This window comes from Tropicimonas omnivorans, from assembly GCF_031846565.1.
Taxonomy (GTDB): Bacteria; Pseudomonadota; Alphaproteobacteria; order Rhodobacterales; family Rhodobacteraceae; genus Tropicimonas_B; species Tropicimonas_B omnivorans.
In genome coordinates, this window is record NZ_JAVRHL010000005.1 from 1 (window position 1) to 19,835 (window position 19,835).

The 19,835-nt window shown below is 68.0% G+C and carries 12 protein-coding genes; 7 read left to right on the top strand and 5 right to left on the bottom strand.

From position 1 onward, the window contains the following. Together RM543_RS17220 and RM543_RS17225 are read right to left on the bottom strand one after the other, a co-directional pair. Positions 1–5,049 (bottom strand): beta strand repeat-containing protein (locus RM543_RS17220; protein ID WP_311693930.1); only part of this gene is annotated, 5,049 nt, incomplete at its 3' end. A gap of 545 nt (positions 5,050–5,594) precedes the next feature. Beyond that, positions 5,595–5,948 carry a winged helix-turn-helix transcriptional regulator gene (locus RM543_RS17225; RefSeq protein WP_311693932.1) on the bottom strand — a complete coding sequence of 118 codons (354 nt, stop codon included), beginning with the start codon at positions 5,946–5,948 and terminating at the stop codon, positions 5,595–5,597. Positions 5,949–6,076: 128 nt separating this feature from the next. On the opposite strand from RM543_RS17225, the gene RM543_RS17230 reads away from it, so the two are divergent. The 3 genes from RM543_RS17230 (at position 6,077) to treS (ending at position 11,684) form a co-directional block, all read left to right on the top strand. Then, entirely contained in the window at positions 6,077–6,301 is a 225-nt protein-coding gene (locus RM543_RS17230) for a hypothetical protein (RefSeq protein WP_311693934.1), read from the top strand. 104 nt (positions 6,302–6,405) lie between these two features. Then, positions 6,406–8,385, top strand: a complete 1,980-nt coding sequence (locus RM543_RS17235) for an alpha-1,4-glucan--maltose-1-phosphate maltosyltransferase (protein ID WP_311693936.1) — start codon at positions 6,406–6,408, stop codon at positions 8,383–8,385. Beyond that, on the top strand, positions 8,382–11,684 hold the full coding sequence (gene treS, locus RM543_RS17240) for a maltose alpha-D-glucosyltransferase (RefSeq protein ID WP_311693938.1): 3,303 nt from the start codon (positions 8,382–8,384) through the stop codon (positions 11,682–11,684). Before RM543_RS17235 ends, treS begins: the two co-directional genes overlap by 4 nt. 38 nt (positions 11,685–11,722) lie before the next feature. Here treS and RM543_RS17245 read toward each other — a convergent pair whose 3' ends face one another. From RM543_RS17245 to RM543_RS17255, 3 genes are read right to left on the bottom strand one after another with little or no spacing between them, the layout of a single operon-like run. Then, entirely contained in the window at positions 11,723–12,952 is a 1,230-nt protein-coding gene (locus tag RM543_RS17245) for a hydroxysqualene dehydroxylase (RefSeq protein WP_311694090.1), read from the bottom strand. Positions 12,953–12,957: 5 nt separating this feature from the next. Continuing rightward, positions 12,958–13,839: a squalene/phytoene synthase family protein gene (locus RM543_RS17250; RefSeq protein ID WP_311693940.1), complete on the bottom strand. Its 882-nt coding sequence runs from the start codon at positions 13,837–13,839 to the stop codon at positions 12,958–12,960. After that, on the bottom strand, positions 13,836–14,726 hold the full coding sequence (locus RM543_RS17255; protein ID WP_311693942.1) for a squalene/phytoene synthase family protein: 891 nt from the start codon (positions 14,724–14,726) through the stop codon (positions 13,836–13,838). The genes RM543_RS17250 and RM543_RS17255 overlap by 4 nt, the downstream gene beginning before the upstream one ends. Positions 14,727–14,808: 82 nt before the next feature. Between RM543_RS17255 and crtI the strand changes: the two genes are divergently transcribed. From crtI to RM543_RS17275, 4 genes are read left to right on the top strand one after another with little or no spacing between them, the layout of a single operon-like run. Beyond that, the gene (gene crtI / locus RM543_RS17260; RefSeq protein ID WP_311693944.1) at positions 14,809–16,398 is read left to right on the top strand and encodes a phytoene desaturase family protein; all 1,590 of its coding nucleotides are present in this window, start codon (positions 14,809–14,811) and stop codon (positions 16,396–16,398) included. After that, complete coding sequence (locus RM543_RS17265) at positions 16,395–17,933, top strand: phytoene desaturase family protein (RefSeq protein WP_311693946.1); 1,539 nt, start codon at positions 16,395–16,397, stop codon at positions 17,931–17,933. Before crtI ends, RM543_RS17265 begins: the two co-directional genes overlap by 4 nt. Beyond that, complete coding sequence (locus tag RM543_RS17270) at positions 17,917–18,714, top strand: lysophospholipid acyltransferase family protein (protein WP_311693948.1); 798 nt, start codon at positions 17,917–17,919, stop codon at positions 18,712–18,714. Before RM543_RS17265 ends, RM543_RS17270 begins: the two co-directional genes overlap by 17 nt. Continuing rightward, entirely contained in the window at positions 18,711–19,835 is a 1,125-nt protein-coding gene (locus RM543_RS17275; RefSeq protein WP_311693950.1) for a glycosyltransferase, read from the top strand. Before RM543_RS17270 ends, RM543_RS17275 begins: the two co-directional genes overlap by 4 nt.

Consider the following 19,835-nt stretch of genomic DNA (forward strand, 5'->3'; position numbering starts at 1 on the left):
TGCCTCGCCGGTCGTCTTGATCAGCCGATCGCCCGTCACCTCGAGATCGCCGTTGTTGGTGACGCTCCCTTCGGAGGTGATGTCCGCGCGCTGCTCGATGGTGCCTGCGGCGTCGTTGAAGACACCGTCCGCGCCGGCGGTCAGGTTCGCGTCGAGCGTGACGAGGCCCTCGTTGCCGAGAGAGGCGACATTCTGCGCCGCGTTCACGTCATAGGTGCCGGAGTTCGTCACCGTGCCCACCGTGTCGGCGGTGCCGGCGACGAAGGTCGCATCCTCGGAGATCGAGATCGCGCCGCTGTCCGCAAGCGTGCCGCCGGCACTCGTGTCGAGCGTGCCTTCGGCGACGAGCGTGCCGCCCGTATGCGTGCTCGCGCCGGCCAGGTTCAGCGTGCCCGTGCCTTCCTTCTGGAAGACGCCTTCGCCAGAGATCACGCCCGAGAAGGTCGTCTCGCCGAGCTGGTCGACGATCAGGCCGTCCTCTTCCGCAGCCAGCTCGATCCCGCCCTCGCCGGTCAGGCCGGACGCCTCGCCCGTCGTCTCGATCCGGCGAACGCCCGTCACCTTCAGCGTCCCGTCATTGGTGACGTCGCCTTCGGAGATGATGTTCGCGCGCTGATCCAGCGTCGCGCCGGACGTGTTCGTCACGCCGCCCGCGCGCGCCGTCAGCTCGGCATAGATCTCGGCCGTGCCGTCGTTCTTCAGCGACAGGACGTTCTGCGCCGCCAGGACGGAGTAGGTGCCCGCGTTCGTCACCACGCCCACCGTGTCCGCGGACGCCGCGATGAAGCGCCCCTGCTCGCGGATGTCGATCACGCCGGTGTCGAAGAGCGTTCCGCCATCGACGGTCCGCAGCGTCCCCACGTCCACCGTCGTGCCGCCCTCGAAGCTGTTCGCACCGGTCAGGTCCAGCCAGCCGGTCCCGTCCTTGGTGAACGAGCCCAGACCCTCGATCGTGCCGGCATAGGCGGTGTTGCCCAGCTGCTCGACCGTCAGGCTGTCGTCCTTCTCCGCCAGCGTCACAACGCCGGTCTCGAGGCCCATGAAGCCGGACGCCTCGCCCGTCGTCTTGATCAGGCGATCGCCCGTCACCTCGAGATCGCCGTTGTTGGTGACGCTCCCTTCGGAGGTGATGTTCGCGCGCTGCTCAATGGTGCCTGCGGCGTCGTTGAAGACACCGTCCGCGCCGGCGGTCAGGTTCGCGTCGAGCGTGACAAGGCCCTCGTTGCCGAGAGAGGCGACGGTCTGCGCAGCGTTCACGTCATAGGTGCCGGAGTTCGTCACCGTGCCCACCGTGTCGGCGGTGCCGGCCACGAACGTCGCATCCTCGGAGATCGAGATCGCCCCGCTATCCGCAAGCGTGCCGCCCGCACTCGTGTCGAGCGTGCCTTCGGCGACCAGGGTGCCGCCCGTATGGGTGCTCGCGCCGGCCAGGTTCAGCGTGCCGGTGCCTTCCTTCTGGAAGGCGCCCTCGCCAGAGATCACGCCCGAGAACGTCGTCTCGCCGAGCTGATCGACGATCAGGCCGTCCTCTTCCGCGGCGAGCTCGATCCCGCCCTCGCCGGTCAGGCCGGACGCCTCGCCCGTCGTCTCGATCCGGCGTACGCCCGTCACCTTCAGCGTCCCGTCATTGGTGACGTCGCCTTCGGAGGTGATGTTCGCACGCTGATCCAGCGTCGCGCCGGACGTGTTCGTCACGCCGCCAGAGCGCGCCGTCAGGGTCGCCCCAACCTGCGCCAGGCCCTCGTTCGTCAGGGAGACGACGCTCTGCTTCGCCGTGACGGTATAGGTGCCGGCATTGGTTACGGCGCCGGTCGTATCCTCGGTTCCGGCGATGAAACGCGCGCCCTTGGAGATGTCGATATCCGTCCGTTCGGCGAGCGAGCCGGATTCCGTGGTTTCCACGGTGCCGCCGGCGATGTCGAGGCTGGCGACGTCGAGGGTGCCCTCGACCTGCATGAGCGCCGTGCGGACGTTCCCGTCGACGCTCATCGTGCCGGCGGTGACATCGCCCTGCAGCACGGATTTGTCGGCGTCGCTCGACGTGTTGTCGACGAGATAGAAGGCGACCTCGCCATCCTGGGTATCGTCATGAGAGATGTCGTTGACCAGCGTGACGGTACCGCCCGCGGTCACCGAGCCCAGAACGAGGCTGCTGCCGTCGGAGACGAAGCCGTTCTGGCCCCAGACGAGCTCCTGGTTGCCGCTGGAGGACTGGCCGAGGTTCACCGTCAGGCCGGTTGCGTCCTTGGCGGCAAAACCGCCGGAGCCCTGCCAGAGCACCTGGTCGGAGGCGCTGCCCACCCAGCGGGTGAAGGTGCCGGAGCTCATGAGGACGGGGACGGACAGCTCCGACAGATCGGACGACGCAGCGCCATCGAAGACGATGCGGGAATTTTCGTGAACGCCGACGCCATCCTGGGCTTCGAGCATGCCGCCCCTCAGGATCGTGTCGCCGGTATAGGTGTTCGCCCGGTTGAAGACGACCGTGCCCTCGCCGTTGATCGTGAGGTCCGCCCCGTCGCCGCTGGCGTATTGTGCGCCTTCGTAGGTCGCCTCGGAATCGTCCGCGATGGACCCGTCGAAGACGATCTTCTTGCCCGCATCGGCGGAGAGCGAGACATCGGAGCCGCGCATGATGAAGAGGTCGGAGCCCGCGCCGTTGCCCGAGGCGCCGCCGGAGGAATCCGCGCTGGAGCCGCCGCGCGCCGTATTGCCCGCGAAGCGCATCTCGCCCGAGAGGATGAGTGTGCCGCCGGTGCGGACGAAGATCGCGCCGCCGAACCCGGAGCCGCCCTGGCCGCCTTCGGTGCTGCCGCCGGCAGTCACCGTCGAGCCTTGGCCCGCGCCAAAGCCGCCGCTGCCGCCTTCACCGGCTGCATCCTTGCTTGCGCTGTTCGCGGGTTGTCCGCCGGAGCCGCCGCCACCGCCGAAGCCGCCGTCGCCGCCATCGCCCGCGGCGCCGTCCGTCCCGTTGCCGAGCGAGTTGAGGGCCGCCTCGCCCGCCTCGCCGCCGGCCCCGCCGGCGCCGCCGCCGAAGAAGGCGCTGCCGTCACCGCCATCGCCGCCTGCACCACCGTCGCCGCCGATACCGGTCAGACCCTTCCCGGCATCGGTCTGCCACTTCGTGATTTCGGCCGCGACCCGCGAGACCTCGATCCCGAGTTTGATGGCCTGGGCCGCACTCGCCGCACCCGAGGTCGGTTTCGGATAGGGATCGGGCACACTTGCCGCCGTGGCATCCGCGATCGCGCCGGCCAGGTCGAGGGCCGCGCTGGCGGCATCCGCGATGAGCGACGGGTTCGTCGCGATACCATTGGCACCGTCACCGCCCTTGCCGCCGACGCCGCCCGTGCCGTTCGTGGCGGATGCGCCGCTGGTGCCGGCCTGCCCGTCGCCGCCATCGCCATCGTTCAAGAGAGCCTGCCGGCCGGAATTGCCGGATTTGCCGGACCCGCCGAGATTGGTGACGCCGCGGCCGTTCATGCCGCCGCCAAAGGCGGAATCGGACACGAACCGCAGGCTGTCGATGGCGGAGCCGATGTCATTGGAGAGGGTGACCTCCCCGGTCGTCGCATTGACGGACACGACGGTCGTGCCCGCGGGAACGCCTTCTCCCTCGACGACCTGGCCGACCTCGATTCCCTCGACGCCCGATCCGATCGTGGCCGTCCTGCCCGACGCGGAGATGTTCCGCGATCTCAGAATGTCGACCTCGGCGGTCAGGGTCTTGCTGAGGACGATCCTGTCGCCCTCGACCGCCGTCACCGTCGTTCCGCTCGGAATGCCATCGCCGTAGACCGCATCGCCGACGGAGAGGCCCGTGCTGGAGGACGGGGCGAAGATGACGTTGGATCCGGCCTTGGAGCCCGCCTTGGTCGCGTTGAAGGTGAGGACCCCGCTCGGCAGGGAGCCGGAGAGGGTCACCTCACCGGTTTCGCGATCGATGCCCGTGACGGTCAGGTTTTCGTTCGTGACGCCATCCCCCGTCACCTGCATGCCGACTTCGAGCGTCGTCGGAACGGTGCCCGGCGCATAGGTCAGCGTGTTGCCGCTCTTTCTGAAGGTGGAGCCCGTGAGAATCGGGGGCGTGTAGACGTTGAAGCCGTCCATCACATCCGGCTCGACCTCCTCGCTGAGCGTCACCGAGGTGATCTTGCCGTCCGTCCGGGTGATCGCGGTGATCTTCGTGCCGGCGGGAACGCCGCTTCCGACGACCTGCGCCCCGATCCTCAGGCCTGTCTTGGCGAGGTCGTCGAGGTTCTCGACGGAAAATTCGGTGGCAAACGTTCTGGAGAAGCCGGCCTCGGTGGGCTCGACCCTTTCGTCCAGCGCATAGACACCGGAATCGCTGAGGGCGTCCGTGATCGCGGCGGACTTGACGAAATCGTCGATGTTCAGACCGTTGGCGAAGGTGAAGCCGGTCTCGTTGCTGCTGCTGATGGTGTCGGTAACCGTGGTAACGGCCCCATCGCGGCTCACGTCCGCTCCGAAGGTTGCGCCGTCGATGACGTCGTAGAGCGGTTCGGTATCTCCGTAATCGACGCCCTCGAGCACGAAGCCGTCCGCGGTCTGGCGCACGTTGGACGTGAAGCCGGCAACAAGGTTCGAAGTGCCGTTCGTCGTCTTGTCGCCGATGGCCAGGACAGCGTTCTTGACGTCGACGCTGCCGCCGCCGCCACCCTCGCCGCCCACCACCTGGTTGCCGGTGAAGTTGGCGTTGCTGATCTTCAGCGTGGCATCGCTGTTGACGAAGAAGACGCCGCCGAGGCCCGCGCCGCCGCCGGAACCGGCCCCGCCGACGGTCTTGTAGCCCGAGAACGTGCCGCCGTTTCCGTCGATCGTCCGGGATCCCGAAAGAACTTCGTAGCCGCTGGCGCCATTTCCCCTCAGATCGGCATCCTGGGCGGAAACGACCTTCCCGTCGACGACCCGCGTAAGCGATTGGGACACCGCCCCGTGGGTTCCGATGGCCAGGGCGCCGGACGCAAGCAGCGTGGTGATCAAGAGACGTGCGCCGAGCGGAAGGCCTGCCTGGTTTACGGTACGCATATTCCGGTCAGCCACGATGCACCTCGAACTTTCATGTATCAGAATTGCAAACAGACCTCGGACTACGAGTCTGGCGCTGCACTTTACTCCGTGTTGGCATGCATTTCGTCAATCTGGCGCCGCGAAGTGCGGGCCGGCTGTGACGCAGGAAGAACACAGCAGATTTTTGCATTCATGCAGGGAACTTGGGCTCTCGCACTGCAATTGGGAGAAAGCGCCACCCGGACCCCAGGAAACCGCGCCCCATTACCCTACGTCATGAATTGACATATCCCGGCGCGCACCCGGATAAAGGCGATTGCCTTGCCGCTGGCGCCCGCGCGCCACCCGCGTTCGCCCGTGCCGCCATTCCTGCGAAGCGAATTGGTTACGTATAAGTGATCCGTAATTGCAGCGCCATGCCACAATTCTGCCCCAATCTAATTTCGCGTTAATCAGTCGGGTCTGTACCGGTATTTGCTGATCGCCGTCCGCGCGCCCCATCGGAGCACGCCCCCGCGACACGCGTCACTCGAAGAAGCGTCCTTTCGAGACCTTCCGAAGCGTCAGACGTCCGAGTTGCCGCGAGCGGTCAAGATGGCGCCATGGTTGGCCACCGCCCAATCCACGAGCCGTCTGAGAGGCTCGAGGAAGGACCGGCCCAGATCGGTCAGCGCATATTCGGTGCGCGGCGGAACCTCCGGATACAAGGTCCGCTGCACGAAGCCGTCCTCCCGCAACCGCTTCAACGTCTTCGACAACATCTGCTTGGAGATGTCGCCGATGGCTCTTTGCAACTCGTTGAAGCGCATCGTCCCTCGCGACAGCGTCTCCAGCACCAGAAGGCTCCACTGGTCGCCGATCCTGTCGAGAACGCCCCGAATCGGGCACGGCTGATCGAACGTCTCATTCCTGATCATGGGGCCCCCTGCGCAGCCTTGGGATGGGGATGGCGCTGCCGTGTCCCACGAGCGGTATGTAAGCGGGACCAGGTGCAGAGTGAACATCCCGACCACATTCCAATGCCCCCCCCTCGGCCTGCCGCCCGATGACCGCACCGCATTCCGAGCCCGGCCAGGTGATCTACCTGCCGCCCGGCACGCGTGGCAGCCTGATCATCGCGCGCGATGCGGAAGCCGGCGGCACCACCGAAGGGATCGCTATCCCGGAGACGGGCACCTTGCCTTGGCGCGGGTGCAAGCACGAGGCTCGTCTCCACCCCGCCTGCCGGTTGCCGCGACCGTACCCTGCCATGGCAAGCGTGCAAAAATAACTGGCGACGGGTTTCGAAATGCGCCCTTTGCGCGGGCAGAGGCACATGGCGTGGAACTCGCCTTGCCAAAACCCTGTTGGCCAATGACTTCGCGTTATTGCGCCATGAGGATTCGAACTATGTCGCGCGGCAAGATCACTACATCCAGCTCCCTCGCGGCGCTGGCAGAGCACCGGATGGTCATCGAGGCCGTCACACCGGAAATCGACGGCGGACGGTTCGCCGCGAAGGCGGTGGCCGGTTGGCCCTTGAAGATATCCGCCGACCTCTTCGGGGACGGTCACGAGGTCTTTTCGGCCGCGGTCATCCTGCCCGATGGACGCGAAGAGCGGATGGCGTTCATCGACAATGACCGCTGGGGAGCCGAGGTCACGTTCGACGCGCCCGGCCCGGCTGCCTTTTCCATAATCGCGTGGCGGGATGTCTGGGGCACCTGGGCCTATGGCACCCGCAAGAAGGTCGATGCCGGTCAGGACGTTTCCGTCGAGCTCATGGAAGCCGTCGCGATCCTGGCGGAGACAAAAGCGCCCCGCGGCAGGGCATCGGAGCTCAAGGCGCTGGCGAAGGCAGCGAAGAAGGGCGACGTCGAGGCCCTGCTCTCGCCGGAGGCCGCGTCGCTGATGAACCGGATCGGACCGCGCGCGAACCTCACCCGCTATCCCGTGGACGTGCCGGTCTGGGTCGACCGGGAGAGGGCTGCGTTTTCCGCCTGGTACGAGCTCTTCCCCCGCTCGATGGGGCCCGAAGGCCGGCACGGCACGTTCCGCGATGTGATGGGTCAGCTCGGCTACGTGCGGGACCTGGGATTCGACGTGCTCTATTTCCCCCCCATCCACCCCATCGGCACGACCAACAGGAAGGGCCGGAACAACGCGCTGCGCGCCGAGCCCGGCGATATCGGCTCCCCCTACGCCATCGGCTCCCCAGAAGGCGGCATGATGGACGTTCATCCCGAACTCGGTACGCTCGAGGATTTCGATGCGCTTGTCGCGGCGGCCGCCGACGAGGGATTGGAGATCGCTCTCGACATCGCGCTGAATGCCTCCCCCGACCATCCGTGGATTTCAGAGCATCCGGACTGGTTCGAGCGGCGCCCGGACGGCTCCATCAAGTTTGCCGAGAACCCGCCGAAGAAGTACGAGGACATCGTAAACTTCCGGTACTACAACGACGACGGCACGGCGAACGCGCCCTTCTGGGAAGCGGTGAGGGACCTCTTCCTGTTCTGGGCAAAGCGCGGCGTCCTGTGTTTCCGGGTGGACAACCCGCACACCAAGCCCTTCCCGTTCTGGCAGTGGATCATCGCCGAAGTGCGCCAGAAACACCCCGGCGCCATCTTCCTCAGCGAGGCCTTCACCCGCCCCAAGGTGATGAAGCGCCTCGCAAAGATCGGCTTCAACCAGAGCTACACCTACTACACGTGGCGCAACACCAAGGCCGAACTGACGGAGTACCTGACCGAGCTGACCACGGAGGAATGCTCGGACTACATGCGTCCGAACTTCTTCACCAACACGCCGGACATCAATCCGATCTTCCTGCACACCTCGGGCCGCCCCGGCTTCCGCACGCGGCTGATCATGGCCGCGAGCCTTGCGGGCAATTACGGCATGTATTCGGGCTTCGAGCTCTGCGAAGGCGAGCCGCTGCCCGGCAAGGAGGAATACCTCGATTCCGAGAAGTACGAGCTGAAGAACCGGGATTTCGATGCGCCCGGCCACATCAAGGACGACATCCGGCTCATCAACCGCATCCGGCGGAGCGAGCCTGCGATGCGGGACTTCCGCAACCTGAAGTTCTTCGACGCGTCCGATGAGCGCGTGCTCTACTACGGCCGCTTTGACGAGGCGTCCGGCAACTACCTGCTGTTCCACGTCCTGCTCGACCCGCTGAACCCGGCGCATTTCGAGTTCGAGGTCCCGCTGTGGGAATTCGGCCTGTCCGACGACGGCGAGATCGGCGTGACGGACATGCTCTACGGCAATTCCTTCACGTGGCACGGCAAGACGCACCTGCTGACGCTCGATCCGCAGGAACGACCCTATGCGATCTGGAAACTGAGCCCCCCGGAGGCGGCCGAATGAACATGTTGGACCAAGGCCTTGAGGCCCGCAAACCCGGCGATGACGTGACGGACTGGTACAAGGACGCCGTCATCTATCAGCTGCACATCAAGGCCTATCAGGACTCGAACGGCGACGGGATCGGCGATTTCCGCGGTCTCATGCAGCGGCTCGATCATATCCAGAGCCTCGGCGCGACGGCGATCTGGCTTCTGCCGTTCTACCCCTCCCCGCTCCGGGACGATGGCTACGACATCTCCGAATACAAGGGGATAAACCCGTCCTACGGCACGATGGAAGATTTCGAGGAGCTGGTGGAGGAGGCACACCGGCGCGGCCTCAGGGTCATCACCGAGCTCGTGATCAACCACACCAGCGATCAGCACGAGTGGTTCCAGCGCGCGCGCCGCGCCCCGAAGGGAAGCCCCGAGCGGGATTTCTACGTCTGGTCCGACGATCCCCAGAAGTGGATGGACAAGACGCGGGTGATCTTCAACGACACCCATGACAGCAACTGGTCGTGGGATCCGGTCGCAGAACAGTTCTATTGGCACCGCTTCTTCGATCACCAGCCGGACCTCAACTTCGACAACCCCGCCGTGCTGGAGGCGGTTCTCGACGCGATGCATTTCTGGCTCGACAAGGGCGTGGACGGGCTTCGGCTGGACGCGATCCCCTACCTCGTGGAGCGGGACGGCACGAACAACGAGAACCTGCCCGAGACGCATGACGTGCTGAAGGCGATCCGGGCCGATCTCGACAAGCACTACACCGGAAAGATGCTCCTGGCCGAGGCGAACCAGTGGCCCGAGGATACCCGCCCCTATTTCGGCGACGGCGACGAGTGCCACATGGGGTTCCACTTCCCCCTCATGCCCCGGATGTACATGGCCGTGGCGCAGGAGGATCGCTATCCGATCTCCGACATCATCCGCCAGACGCCGGAGATCCCCGAAGACTGCCAGTGGGCGATCTTCCTGCGCAACCACGACGAGCTGACCCTCGAAATGGTGACGGACCGGGAGCGCGATTACCTCTGGAACTTCTACGCCTCCGACCGCCGCGCCCGGATCAACATGGGCATCCGCCGCCGCCTCGCGCCGCTGTTGCAGAACGACCGGCGCAAGATCGAGCTGCTGAACTCGCTCCTTCTGTCGATGCCGGGCACGCCCATCGTCTACTACGGCGACGAGATCGGGATGGGGGACAACTACTACCTGGGCGACCGCGACGGCGTGCGCACGCCGATGCAGTGGTCGGCCGACCGCAATGCCGGGTTTTCCCGCGCCCTGCCTCAGGAACTGTACCTGCCGACGATCCAGGATCCCGTTCACGGCTTCCAGGCGATCAACGTCGAGGCGCAGCAATCCTCGCCGACCTCGTTGCTCAACTGGCTGAAGCGCATGATCGGCGTGCGCCAGCGGCACGACGTCTTCGGCCGGGGAGAGATCGATCTCCTCTACCCCTCCAACCGCAAGGTGCTCGCGTATCTGCGCCGGAGCGGCGGGGAGACCGTCCTGTGCGTCGCCAACCTCTCGCGACAGGCGCAGGCGGCCGAGATCGATCTGTCGGGATTCTCTGGCCGCGTCCCGATCGAGATGACCGGGCAATCCGCGTTCCCGCCCGTCGGAGAGCTGCCCTACCTGCTGACCCTGCCCGGCTACGGCTTCTACTGGTTCCTGCTGACGGATGCCGAGGACGCGCCAGGCTGGCATTCGCCGCACACCCAGCCGCTCCCTGATTTCCTGACCCTGACCACGCGGGACGGCACGCTGTCCTCCGCGCTGGCGGATCGCTCTGCCAAGGATTTCGTCTCCCGGACTTTGCGCGACTACCTGCCGCTGCAGCGCTGGTTCGCGGCCAAGGAGGACCGGATCGACGAGGTGTCCCTGACCCAGCTGACCGAGATGAACGACGGCCAGCACATGCTTGCGGTCGCGGATGTGAGCGTCGGCACCGGCTCGCAGCGGTATCTCCTGCCGCTGTCCGCGGTCTGGGGCGAGGATGCGCTGACGATGTCCCCGCGCCTTCCTGCCACGCTCGCCAAGCTGCGCCGGGCCAACCACGTCGGCGCCGTGCTCGACGGGGCGGTGGACGACAAGATGGCGACGGCGCTCCTCGATGCGATGCGCTCGGGCGAGACGCTGGAGACCTCGGAAGGCCGGATCGCGTTCACCCGCGCCGAGCGCTTCGAGGAAAAAGCGAGCGAGCCTGGCGAGCCTCATCTTCTGACCGGCGAGCAATCCAACGCCTCCATCGCCTTCTCGGACCAGCTGATCCTGAAGCTCTACCGTCGCCTGCAGGGCGGAACGCAGCCCGACATCGAGATCGCGCGCTTCCTGACGGACGAGACCGACTTCACCGCCAGCCCGGCTCTCTTAGGAACCATCGACTGGACGGCGCCGGACGGGGAGGTCACGACGCTCGCGGCCCTGTCCGAGTTCGTGCGCAACCAGGGCGACGCCTGGAGCTACGTCACCGACGCGCTGGACCGCGACCTCGAGCGCCGGGAGATGGGCGGGCGGGAAACCGATCCCGCCGCGCAGGAGGAGCAGCCCGTGTTCGGAGGTCCTCTCGACATCGGCACCGTCCTTGGTCGCCGCACCGCCGAGTTGCACCAGGCGCTGGCGAGCGGCGCCGAAGGCACGGCCTTCTCGCAGGAGCCGCTGACCGCCGAGCTCGTCGAGACGCTGGTGGACGACGTGGAGGGCGAGCTGTCCCGGACGCTCGATCGCTTGGAGGAGCGTCTTCAATCGCTGCCGGAGACGAGCCGCACCGTCGCCGAGGCGGTTCTAAAGCGACGCGACGCGCTCCACGCCCGCATCGAAGCCCTGCGCGGGATGACCCCCACGGGTGGCATCAGCCGCATCCACGGGGATTATCACCTCGGCCAGGTTCTCGTCGTCGAGACCGACGTGATGATCATCGACTTCGAGGGGGAGCCGTCCCGCAGCCTTGCCGAGCGCACCGCGAAGACCTCCCCTCTCAGGGACGTCGCCGGGATGCTCCGCAGTTTCGACTATGCGCTCTGGTCCGTCCTTCGTCGCCGGATCGAGTTCGGCGCGGACCCCGAGCGCACCATGGCGGATGTCGAAGGCTGGCGCCACGCCACGCAGGGGGCCTTCCTCGAGGCCTACCGCGACGCATCGCCGGATACCGGCTCGCACGCCTCGGATGCAGCGTTCGAACAGGCGCTTCTGGACCTCTTCCTGATCCAGAAGGCCGGCTACGAGGTCGCTTACGAGATGGCCATGCGGCCCGACTGGGTGGAGATCCCGCTACGGGGCCTGCTTGCCCTCGCGGACGCCGGGGAGAGCTGAGCGAACGGGGGGAGACGGCGGCGCGCCCGCCCTCTCCCCTACCCCTTCAGGACGGCACTCGCCGCATGGCGGGCAGACCTGAGCGCCCCCTCGATGGTCGCAGGCAGGGGCGGGCTCATGTGATCTCCGGCGAGCACCACGTTGCCGAGGGGCCGCAGCGGCAGGCGCCGAGACAGGGAGGCGGGATCTGGAGCGAAGGTGGCCGCTTTTTCCACCAGGAGGCGCGACGCCAGCGGCTCCGTCCCCGCCAGACCCGTCGCCCGCGCGACCTCCGACCAGAGCTCCGCGAGAAGCGCCTCTTGGGCTCCGGCCGCGACCGGCTCCGCGCCGGACACGGTGACGGACACGATATCCCCGCGCCGGAACGCCCAGTCCCCTCGCCCCGACAGAAGGCCGAGAAGCGGCGGAATGCGTTCGGCGGCTTCGGCCGGCACCTTGAAATGCGCGTTCAGGATCGCCCTGCCCGCAGACGGCGCGGGAAGAGCCAGAAGCGCTCCCGCCGTCTGGGCCGGCATGGCAAGGATCACCCTGTCCTCCGGGCCGAGCTCCACGCGCCTCTCTCCGAAGACGAGCGCCGCCGCGCGCCCCCCGTCCTGCTCGATGGCGGTCAGCGGATGGCGCCAGACGGGCTCGACGCCCGCGTCCAGAAGCGCTGTGGCCGCCGGGTCCACCAGTGTCGGGCCGAGACCGCGCGGCATGGTGACGGTCTTGCACGCGCCACCACCGCGCAGGATCGTCCGCGAAAGGACCGCGGCGAGGGGCCGCGCCGCCGCGGCGTCCGGAGGGGCGTTCAGCACAGCCAGCGACAGCGGCTCCCAGAGGGCGTGCCATGCCGGCGTTCCGGGCCGGACGACATCCGACACGCCCCGCCCCGCCCCTGCCGTCATGATCCGCCACAGATCCGCGATCACCCCGGGCCCAATTCCCGGCGGCAGCGCCGCCCGCGGACTGGACAGGGACGGAACGCGCAGCACCCAATCCGCTCCCGTCGCGAGGTCGTGGAAGGGCAGCGCCGCCTCCGACGCTATGTCGAGCCAGCCGAAGCTGCCGATCCGGCGGCAATGGTCCAGAACTGCACTGTTGCCCGACAGGACGAGATGATTTCCATTGTCGATCAGGGCGCCGAGCGTCCGGTCGTGGAACGACCAGGCGCGTCCGCCAGCGCGCCCCGTCGCCTCCCAGAGCCGGACGTTTGCCCCGCCGTCCACCAGTCGCAGCGCCGCCGAAAGCCCGGCGAGACCGGCGCCCACGACGTGAACCACCGCCACGGAGCTCAAGCCCTGCCGGGTCTGATCAGGCAGGCGAGACCGTCGATCGCCTTCCCCCAGTCGCTCCGGGGCGTCGGCGGCACATGGGGCGCGGCTTCGATCCGGGACAGCAGGCGCTCGTAAGGCCCCATCATCAGAAGCGCTGGCGCGAGGCGCAGGCGCGAATGGGCGGCGATCTCGGCGCGCGCCGCGGCGAAGTCGTGCCGCGCCTCCTCTGCCAGGCTCGCGCGGACATCCCCGAGATCCGCCGATCCGATCAGGCCGGGATCGCCGGCCAGACCGGCCGTCTCCAGCAGATCGGCCGGCAGGTAGATCCGGCCCATCCCCGCGTCCTCCTCGATATCCCTCAGGATGTTCGTCAGTTGCAGGGCCCGCGCGAGGGACAGGGCGAAGCGCCGGGACGGCTCACCCCGCCACGCGCCGAAGATGCGCATCGACAGAAGGCCGACCGCCCCGGCGACACCCCGGATATACGTCTCCAGCGTGGCGCGGTCCGGGCCGACGATGGCATCGAGATCCATCGCCATGCCCGCAACCAGCAGGTCGAACTCCGCGCGGGGCAGATCGTAGCGGGCCATGGCGCGGGCGAGCTCCCGCCCGATGGGAGTTGCCGGGCAGCCGGCTTCGGCACGGTCCAACTCCGCCAGCCAGGCATCGAGGCCGGCGCGCCGCACCTCTCGCGTCCCGGGCCCGTCGGCGATGTCGTCCACGGCGCGGGCGAAGGCATAGACCGCGAGAATGGCCCGCCGGCGCTCCTTCGGCAGAAGGCGCATCCCGGCCCGGAAGGACGAGCCGGACGCGGAGACAACCTCCGCGGGCGACAGGTCACGCGCAGGACCGAGAACGGCAGGCGCATCACTGCGAAATCTCGCCTCTGCGACGTTCACGCGGCCCGTGTCCCGAGCGGTCCCGGACGTGCCAGACGCGCAAGACCGGCAAGCCCGGCGCGGGCCCAGTCGCTCCGCCGCGCCGTTACGCGCCCGGCCAGCATGTCCCCGGCCTTGAGCCTGCGGAGCAGCGCGCGGGCGAGCGACAGGATCGCCGCCGCCTCCGCCGCGAGGCCACGAGCCGACAGAAGGGCGGGAAGCGGGCTTGCGCGGTCGAGCAATGCGTCCGTCCGGGCGAGTGCGTCGTCCACGGCGCCGCGCAGGGCGGGGGTCAGCGCAGGGCGGCGAAGATCTGACGTGTCCGCACCGGCCTCCACGATCAGCGTCTCGGGCAGGTAGAGGCGGCCGAGCGCCCTGCGGTCCGCGCCCATGTCCTGGATGTGGTTGAGGATCTGAAGCGCGGTCGACAGATCATCGGACGCCGTCCGTGCGGGGAAGGATGTCTCCCCGTGCAGGTCGAGCAGGAAGCGGCCGACGGGGACGGCGGACAGATCGCAATAGGCCAGCAGGTCGTCCCAGTCCGCACAGGTCTCTCCCCGCGCATCGGCGCGGAAGGCGCCGAGCATCGTCCGCACGTGCCCCATCGCACCCTGCCTGCCGATCGTGCCCAATGCGGCGCGGAGGCGATCCACCGGCGACCACGGCGCGCCGTCCAGAGCATCCTCGATGGCATCGAGGCCTGCAAGCTTCTCGTCCCGCGGCAGGGCCGGATCGTCGGCCAGATCGTCCGCCGCCCGCACCACATCGTAGAAGGCCGCGACGGAGGGTCGCAGGGACGCCGGGAGCAGCCTTGATGCGACGGGGAAGTTCTCCGGCGCACGTCGCGGCACGGGAAGCTTCACGCTATCGCCCGGAGTCGCGACCTTTTTTCCCATGTCGTCCAGCATTCGCGACCTATCTGCTCCCCATAGACGCCGGCAGAGCCCCGTTCGGACCTGCCTGCGACCCAAGTTAGACACGGAGACGCCGGTGGCAAACGATACCGCGCCATTAGACATCACTGCCGCCGAAGCGGTCGCAGCCTCCGGACGCCGGGTCCTTGTCGTCGGCGCGGGCCCGGGCGGCCTTGCCACAGCGATGCTCCTGCGCGCCGCCGGGGCAGAGGTAACGCTTCTCGAGAAGGAAGACACCCCCGGCGGCCGGACCGGCGCGATCCGCGAGGACGGCTACACCTTCGACATCGGCCCGACGTTCTTCCTCTATCCCGAGATCCTGCGGGAGATCTTCTCCGCCTGCGGGCGCGACTTCGACGAAGAGGTCGAGCTGATCCGGCTCGATCCGATGTACCGCCTCCAGTTCGACGACGGCCGGAAGGTGGATGCAACGCCGGACTCCGAGAGGCTGGCCGCGGAGATCGCCCGCCTCAGTCCGAAGGATGCCGGGAAGGTCGCCGCCTATCTCGAGGAGAACCGCGCCAAGTTCGATGCCTTCCGGCCGATCCTCCAGCGCCCCTTCCTCGGTCCGCGCGACGTGATGCGCGGTGACATGATCAGGGCGCTCCCCAAGTTCCGCCCCTGGTCGACGGTGGACGGCGAACTGCACCGCTGGTTCGAGGATCCCGACGTCCGCGTCGCCTTCTCCTTCCAGTCGAAGTACCTCGGCATGTCGCCGTTCAAGTGCCCGTCCCTCTTCACCATCATCGCCCACGTGGAATACGGCTTCGGCGTCTTCCACCCCAAGGGCGGCTGCAACGCCATAACGGCGGCGATGGCGCGCGTGGCCGGGGAGATGGGCGTCGACGTGCGGCTCGGCGAGCCGGTGGAGAGGCTCTCCATGTCGGGGCGCCGCGCGACGGGAGCCGTCACCGCGAAGGGCACCTACGAGGCCGACGCCGTGGTGATGAACGCCGATTTCGCCCATGCGATGACGACACTGGTCCCGGACGCCAAGCGCCGCCGCTGGACGGATAAGAGACTCGCCGCGAAGGACTATTCGTGCTCGACCTTCATGCTCTATCTCGGTCTCGAGGAGAAGCTCGACCTCCAGCACCATACCATCGCCTTCTCCTCCGACTACGCCCGCAACGTCTCGGAGATCGACGCGGGACAGGCTCCCGATGACCCGACGATCTACATCCAGAATGCGTCCCGCACAGATCCGACCCTGGCGCCCGAAGGCCATTCGGCACTCTACATCCTCGCCCCCGTCGGCAATCTGACCGGCGGCGTCGACTGGGACGCGCTCGCTCCCTCCTTCCGCGAGAAGATCCTCGATCGCGTCGCCAAGCTGGCGGGGCGGGACATCCGCCCCCTGATCCGCTACGAGAAGATGTTCACCCCGGACGACTGGCGCTCCAAGATGGCCGTATACGAAGGCGCGACATTCAACCTCGCCCACAATCTGGGGCAGATGCTGCACATGCGCCCGCGCAACCGCTTCGAGGATATCGACGGGGTGTATCTCACGGGCGGCGGCACGCATCCGGGATCCGGCCTGCCGACCATCTTCGAGAGCGCCCGCATCGCCAGCCGCCTCTGCGCCGAGGACCTCGGATTGCCGGGCGCCGGGGAGCTGACCACGACATTGCCGAAGACATCCACGCAGGAGGCCGCCGAATGAGCCGCACCATCGTCATCGGGGGGGGCCTCGGCGGCCTCTCTGCCGCCTGCACCCTCGCCGCGCGGGGCCATGCGGTCACCCTTCTGGAGCGCAACGAGTGGCTCGGAGGCAAGGCCGCCGTGCTCGAGGAAGACGGTTTCCGCTTCGATATGGGGCCGACCATCCTGACCATGCCGCGGGTGCTCGAGAGGATCTTCGCCGAGGCGGGGCGCGGCCTGCACGACGAAATCGACCTCCGCCGCCTCGATCCGCAATGGCGCTGCTTCTACGAGGACGGCGCGGTGCTCGATCTGAAGGACGACCCGGCGGAGGCCGCAAAGGCCATCGGCGAGCTCTCCCCCGAGGATCGCGCCGGGTTCGAACGGTTCATGGACGTCGCGAGACGGCTGTCCGACGTCTCCGACAAGTTCTTCTTCTGGAAGACCGTCGAGGATCTGAAGGACACTATGAACCTCAAGGCGAACATGAGCCTCGCCACGCTGTCCGACGTGATGGCCCTGAGGATGCACCGCACCGTCGCCGGCCAGATCAAGAAGGACGTGAAGGACAAGCGCGTCGCGCAGATGCTGGAGCACTTCATCCAGTATGTCGGCTCCTCGCCGCTCGCCTCCCCCGCCGTCCTCTGCGGCATCGCGCAGATGCAGCAGGGCGAGGGGGTCTGGTATCCGATGGGGGGCACCCGTGCTGTCCCGCTCGCGCTGGAGCGGCTTGCGGGCGAGCTCGGCGTGGATATCCGCACCGGCTGCGGCGTCTCCCGCATCGAGACCGAGAACGGCCGCACCTCCGCCGTCGTGACCGAAGCCGGCGAGCGCATCCCGGCGGAGCGTGTCGTCTCCAACATGGACAGCGTTCGCACCTATCGCGAGCTCATCGGCGGCGATGCCTGGAAGAGCTTCGCCAAGACCCGGAAGCGGGAGCCGGCCTGCTCCGGCGTCGTGCTCTACCTGGGGCTCGACCGGGCCTACGAGCACCTCGCGCACCACAATTTCGTCTTTTCGCGGGACCCCGAGGAAGAGTTCGCCGCGATCTACGACCGGGGCGAACCCGCGCAGGATCCGACCGCCTATCTCGCCGCCCCGTCCCGGACCGAACCCGGCGTGGCTCCCGAGGGCGGGGAGGCGCTCTACATTCTCGTCCACACCCCCTACATCCGCGACGGGCAGGACTGGGCGAAGATGCTGCCGGCCTACCGCCGCACCATCCTCGACAAGCTCGGCCGCTGCGCGGGAATGGAGGATCTCGAGGAGCGCATCGTCGTCGAGCGCAGCCTCACCCCGCAGGACATCCACGACCGCTACAACGTGCTTCAGGGGGCGATCTACGGGCTTGCCAGCCACGGCAAGGTTCTCGGCGCTTTCAAGCCCGGCAACCGGTCGCGGCAGGTGCCCGGGCTCTACCTCGCGGGAGGCTCCGCTCATCCGGGGCCGGGCATGCCGATGGCGCTGATGTCCGGCTGGATCGCGGCGGACACCCTCGATCAGGATGCAGGCGGCGCCGCGGTGGCGGACAGGCGGACGGATGTCGCAGCCGAGTGAGGACGATCCCGTCCGCCGCCGCTCCGAACCCATGGCGCGCTTCTTCCAGGGGGTCATGCGGCGGCAGGTGGCCGGACATTTCCGCGCCCTGCGGCTCGCGCGGCCCGGATTGCCGGATCTGAGGGCGGACCGCCCGGTCATGGTCTTCACCAACCATCCATCGTGGTGGGATCCCGCCGTGTTCATCGCGGTGCACGGCCTGTTCTTCCCGGGCCGCCTCGCGTTCGGGCCGATCGACGCCGCGATGCTGGAGAAGTATCGGTTCATGGGCCGGATCGGGCTTTTCGGTGTCGATCAGGAGAGCGCCCGTGGCGCGGCCGCCTTTCTCAGGCGAGGCAGCGCCATCCTCGGCGCGCCAGACCGGGTGATGTGGATCACCGCGCAGGGGCGCTTTGCCGACCCCCGCACACGTCCGCTCGGCCTGCGCCCCGGCGCCGCGCATCTGATGGCGCGCGTCCCGGGACTCGTTGCGCTGCCGCTGGCCCTTGAATACCCCTTCTGGACGGAGAAGCGGCCGGAGGCGCTCCTGGCCTTCGGGGATCCGGTCGAGGCCGAACCGGGCGAGGATGCGAGCCTCCTTGCGCCCAAGCTGGAGACCGCCCTGACTCGCACGGCCGACGATCTCGCCGCGCGCGCCATGGCACGCGATCCCGCTGGCTTCGAGACACTGATCGGCGGAACGCGAGGGACGGGCGGGATCTACGGCCTCTGGCAGCGAGCCCGCGCCGCCACGACCGGACGCCCCTTCGAGCAGGACCATGCGCCGGGGAGCGACCGGTGATCCTCCTCGCGCTCTCGATCGCGGGGCTTGCCCTGGCCCTTCTCTTCGCCGGCATGGTCGCCGCGAACCTGGGCGTTCTTGCCCCGCCGCAGGCCGGAGCGAGCCAGCGGCCCGCAATCTCCATCCTGATCCCGGCGCGTGACGAGGAGGCGAATATCGGCGCGGCCCTGGACGGTGCCCTGGCGCAGACCGGGGTGGGCGTGGAGGTCGTCGTGCTCGATGACGGCTCCACGGACGCAACGCCCCGGATCCTGGCCGAGCGCGCCGCCGCCGATCCCCGGATCCGCATCCTGAACGGCGCCACCCTTCCGGAGGGCTGGATCGGAAAAACCCATGCCTGCCATCAGCTCGGCACCGCCGCCCGGCAGCCGCTTCTTCTCTTCGTCGATGCCGACGTGCGACTGTCCGAGGACGCCGCACTGCGCCTCGCTGCAGAGATGGAGACGCACGCGCTCGACCTCGTCTCGGGCTTCCCGCGCCAGATCACTGGCAGCACGGCCGAGCGCATCGTCATCCCGCAGATATTCACCACCCTTCTGGGCTATCTGCCCCTGCCGATGGCGCGGGCGCGGCCAGACCCCTCCTTCGGGGCCGGCTGCGGACAGCTCCTGATGGTGCGCCGTGCAGCTTATGACGCCGCCGGTGGCCACGCGGCATTCGCGGGCCGGATGCATGACGGGCTGAACCTGCCACGGAACGTGCGCGCAAGCGGTGGGCGAACCGACCTGACGGATGCCACGCCGATCGCCGCCTGCCGGATGTACGAAACGTTTCCGGACATCTGGGAGGGCTTTCTGAAAAACGCGACGGAGGGGATGGCGACGCCTCGCGCCCTGCCCGTCTGGACGCTGCTCCTCTTCGGCGGACACGTCATGCCGTGGCTCACCCTCGCTTCCGCGCTCGTCGCAGGCGCCGGTGGGGCCGCAATCCTCTCCGCCGCCGCCGTGATCGCGGTCCTCGCCGCACGGGCCGCGATGGCGCGGCGTCTGGATCAGCCCTGGCTGTCCGTGGCGCTGCACCCCGTCGGTGTCCTGATCGTGCTGGCGATCCAGTGGACCGCCCTGTCGCGCGCATCGCGGGGCAAGGGGGCGACGTGGCGCGGCCGGAGTTACGGCATCTAG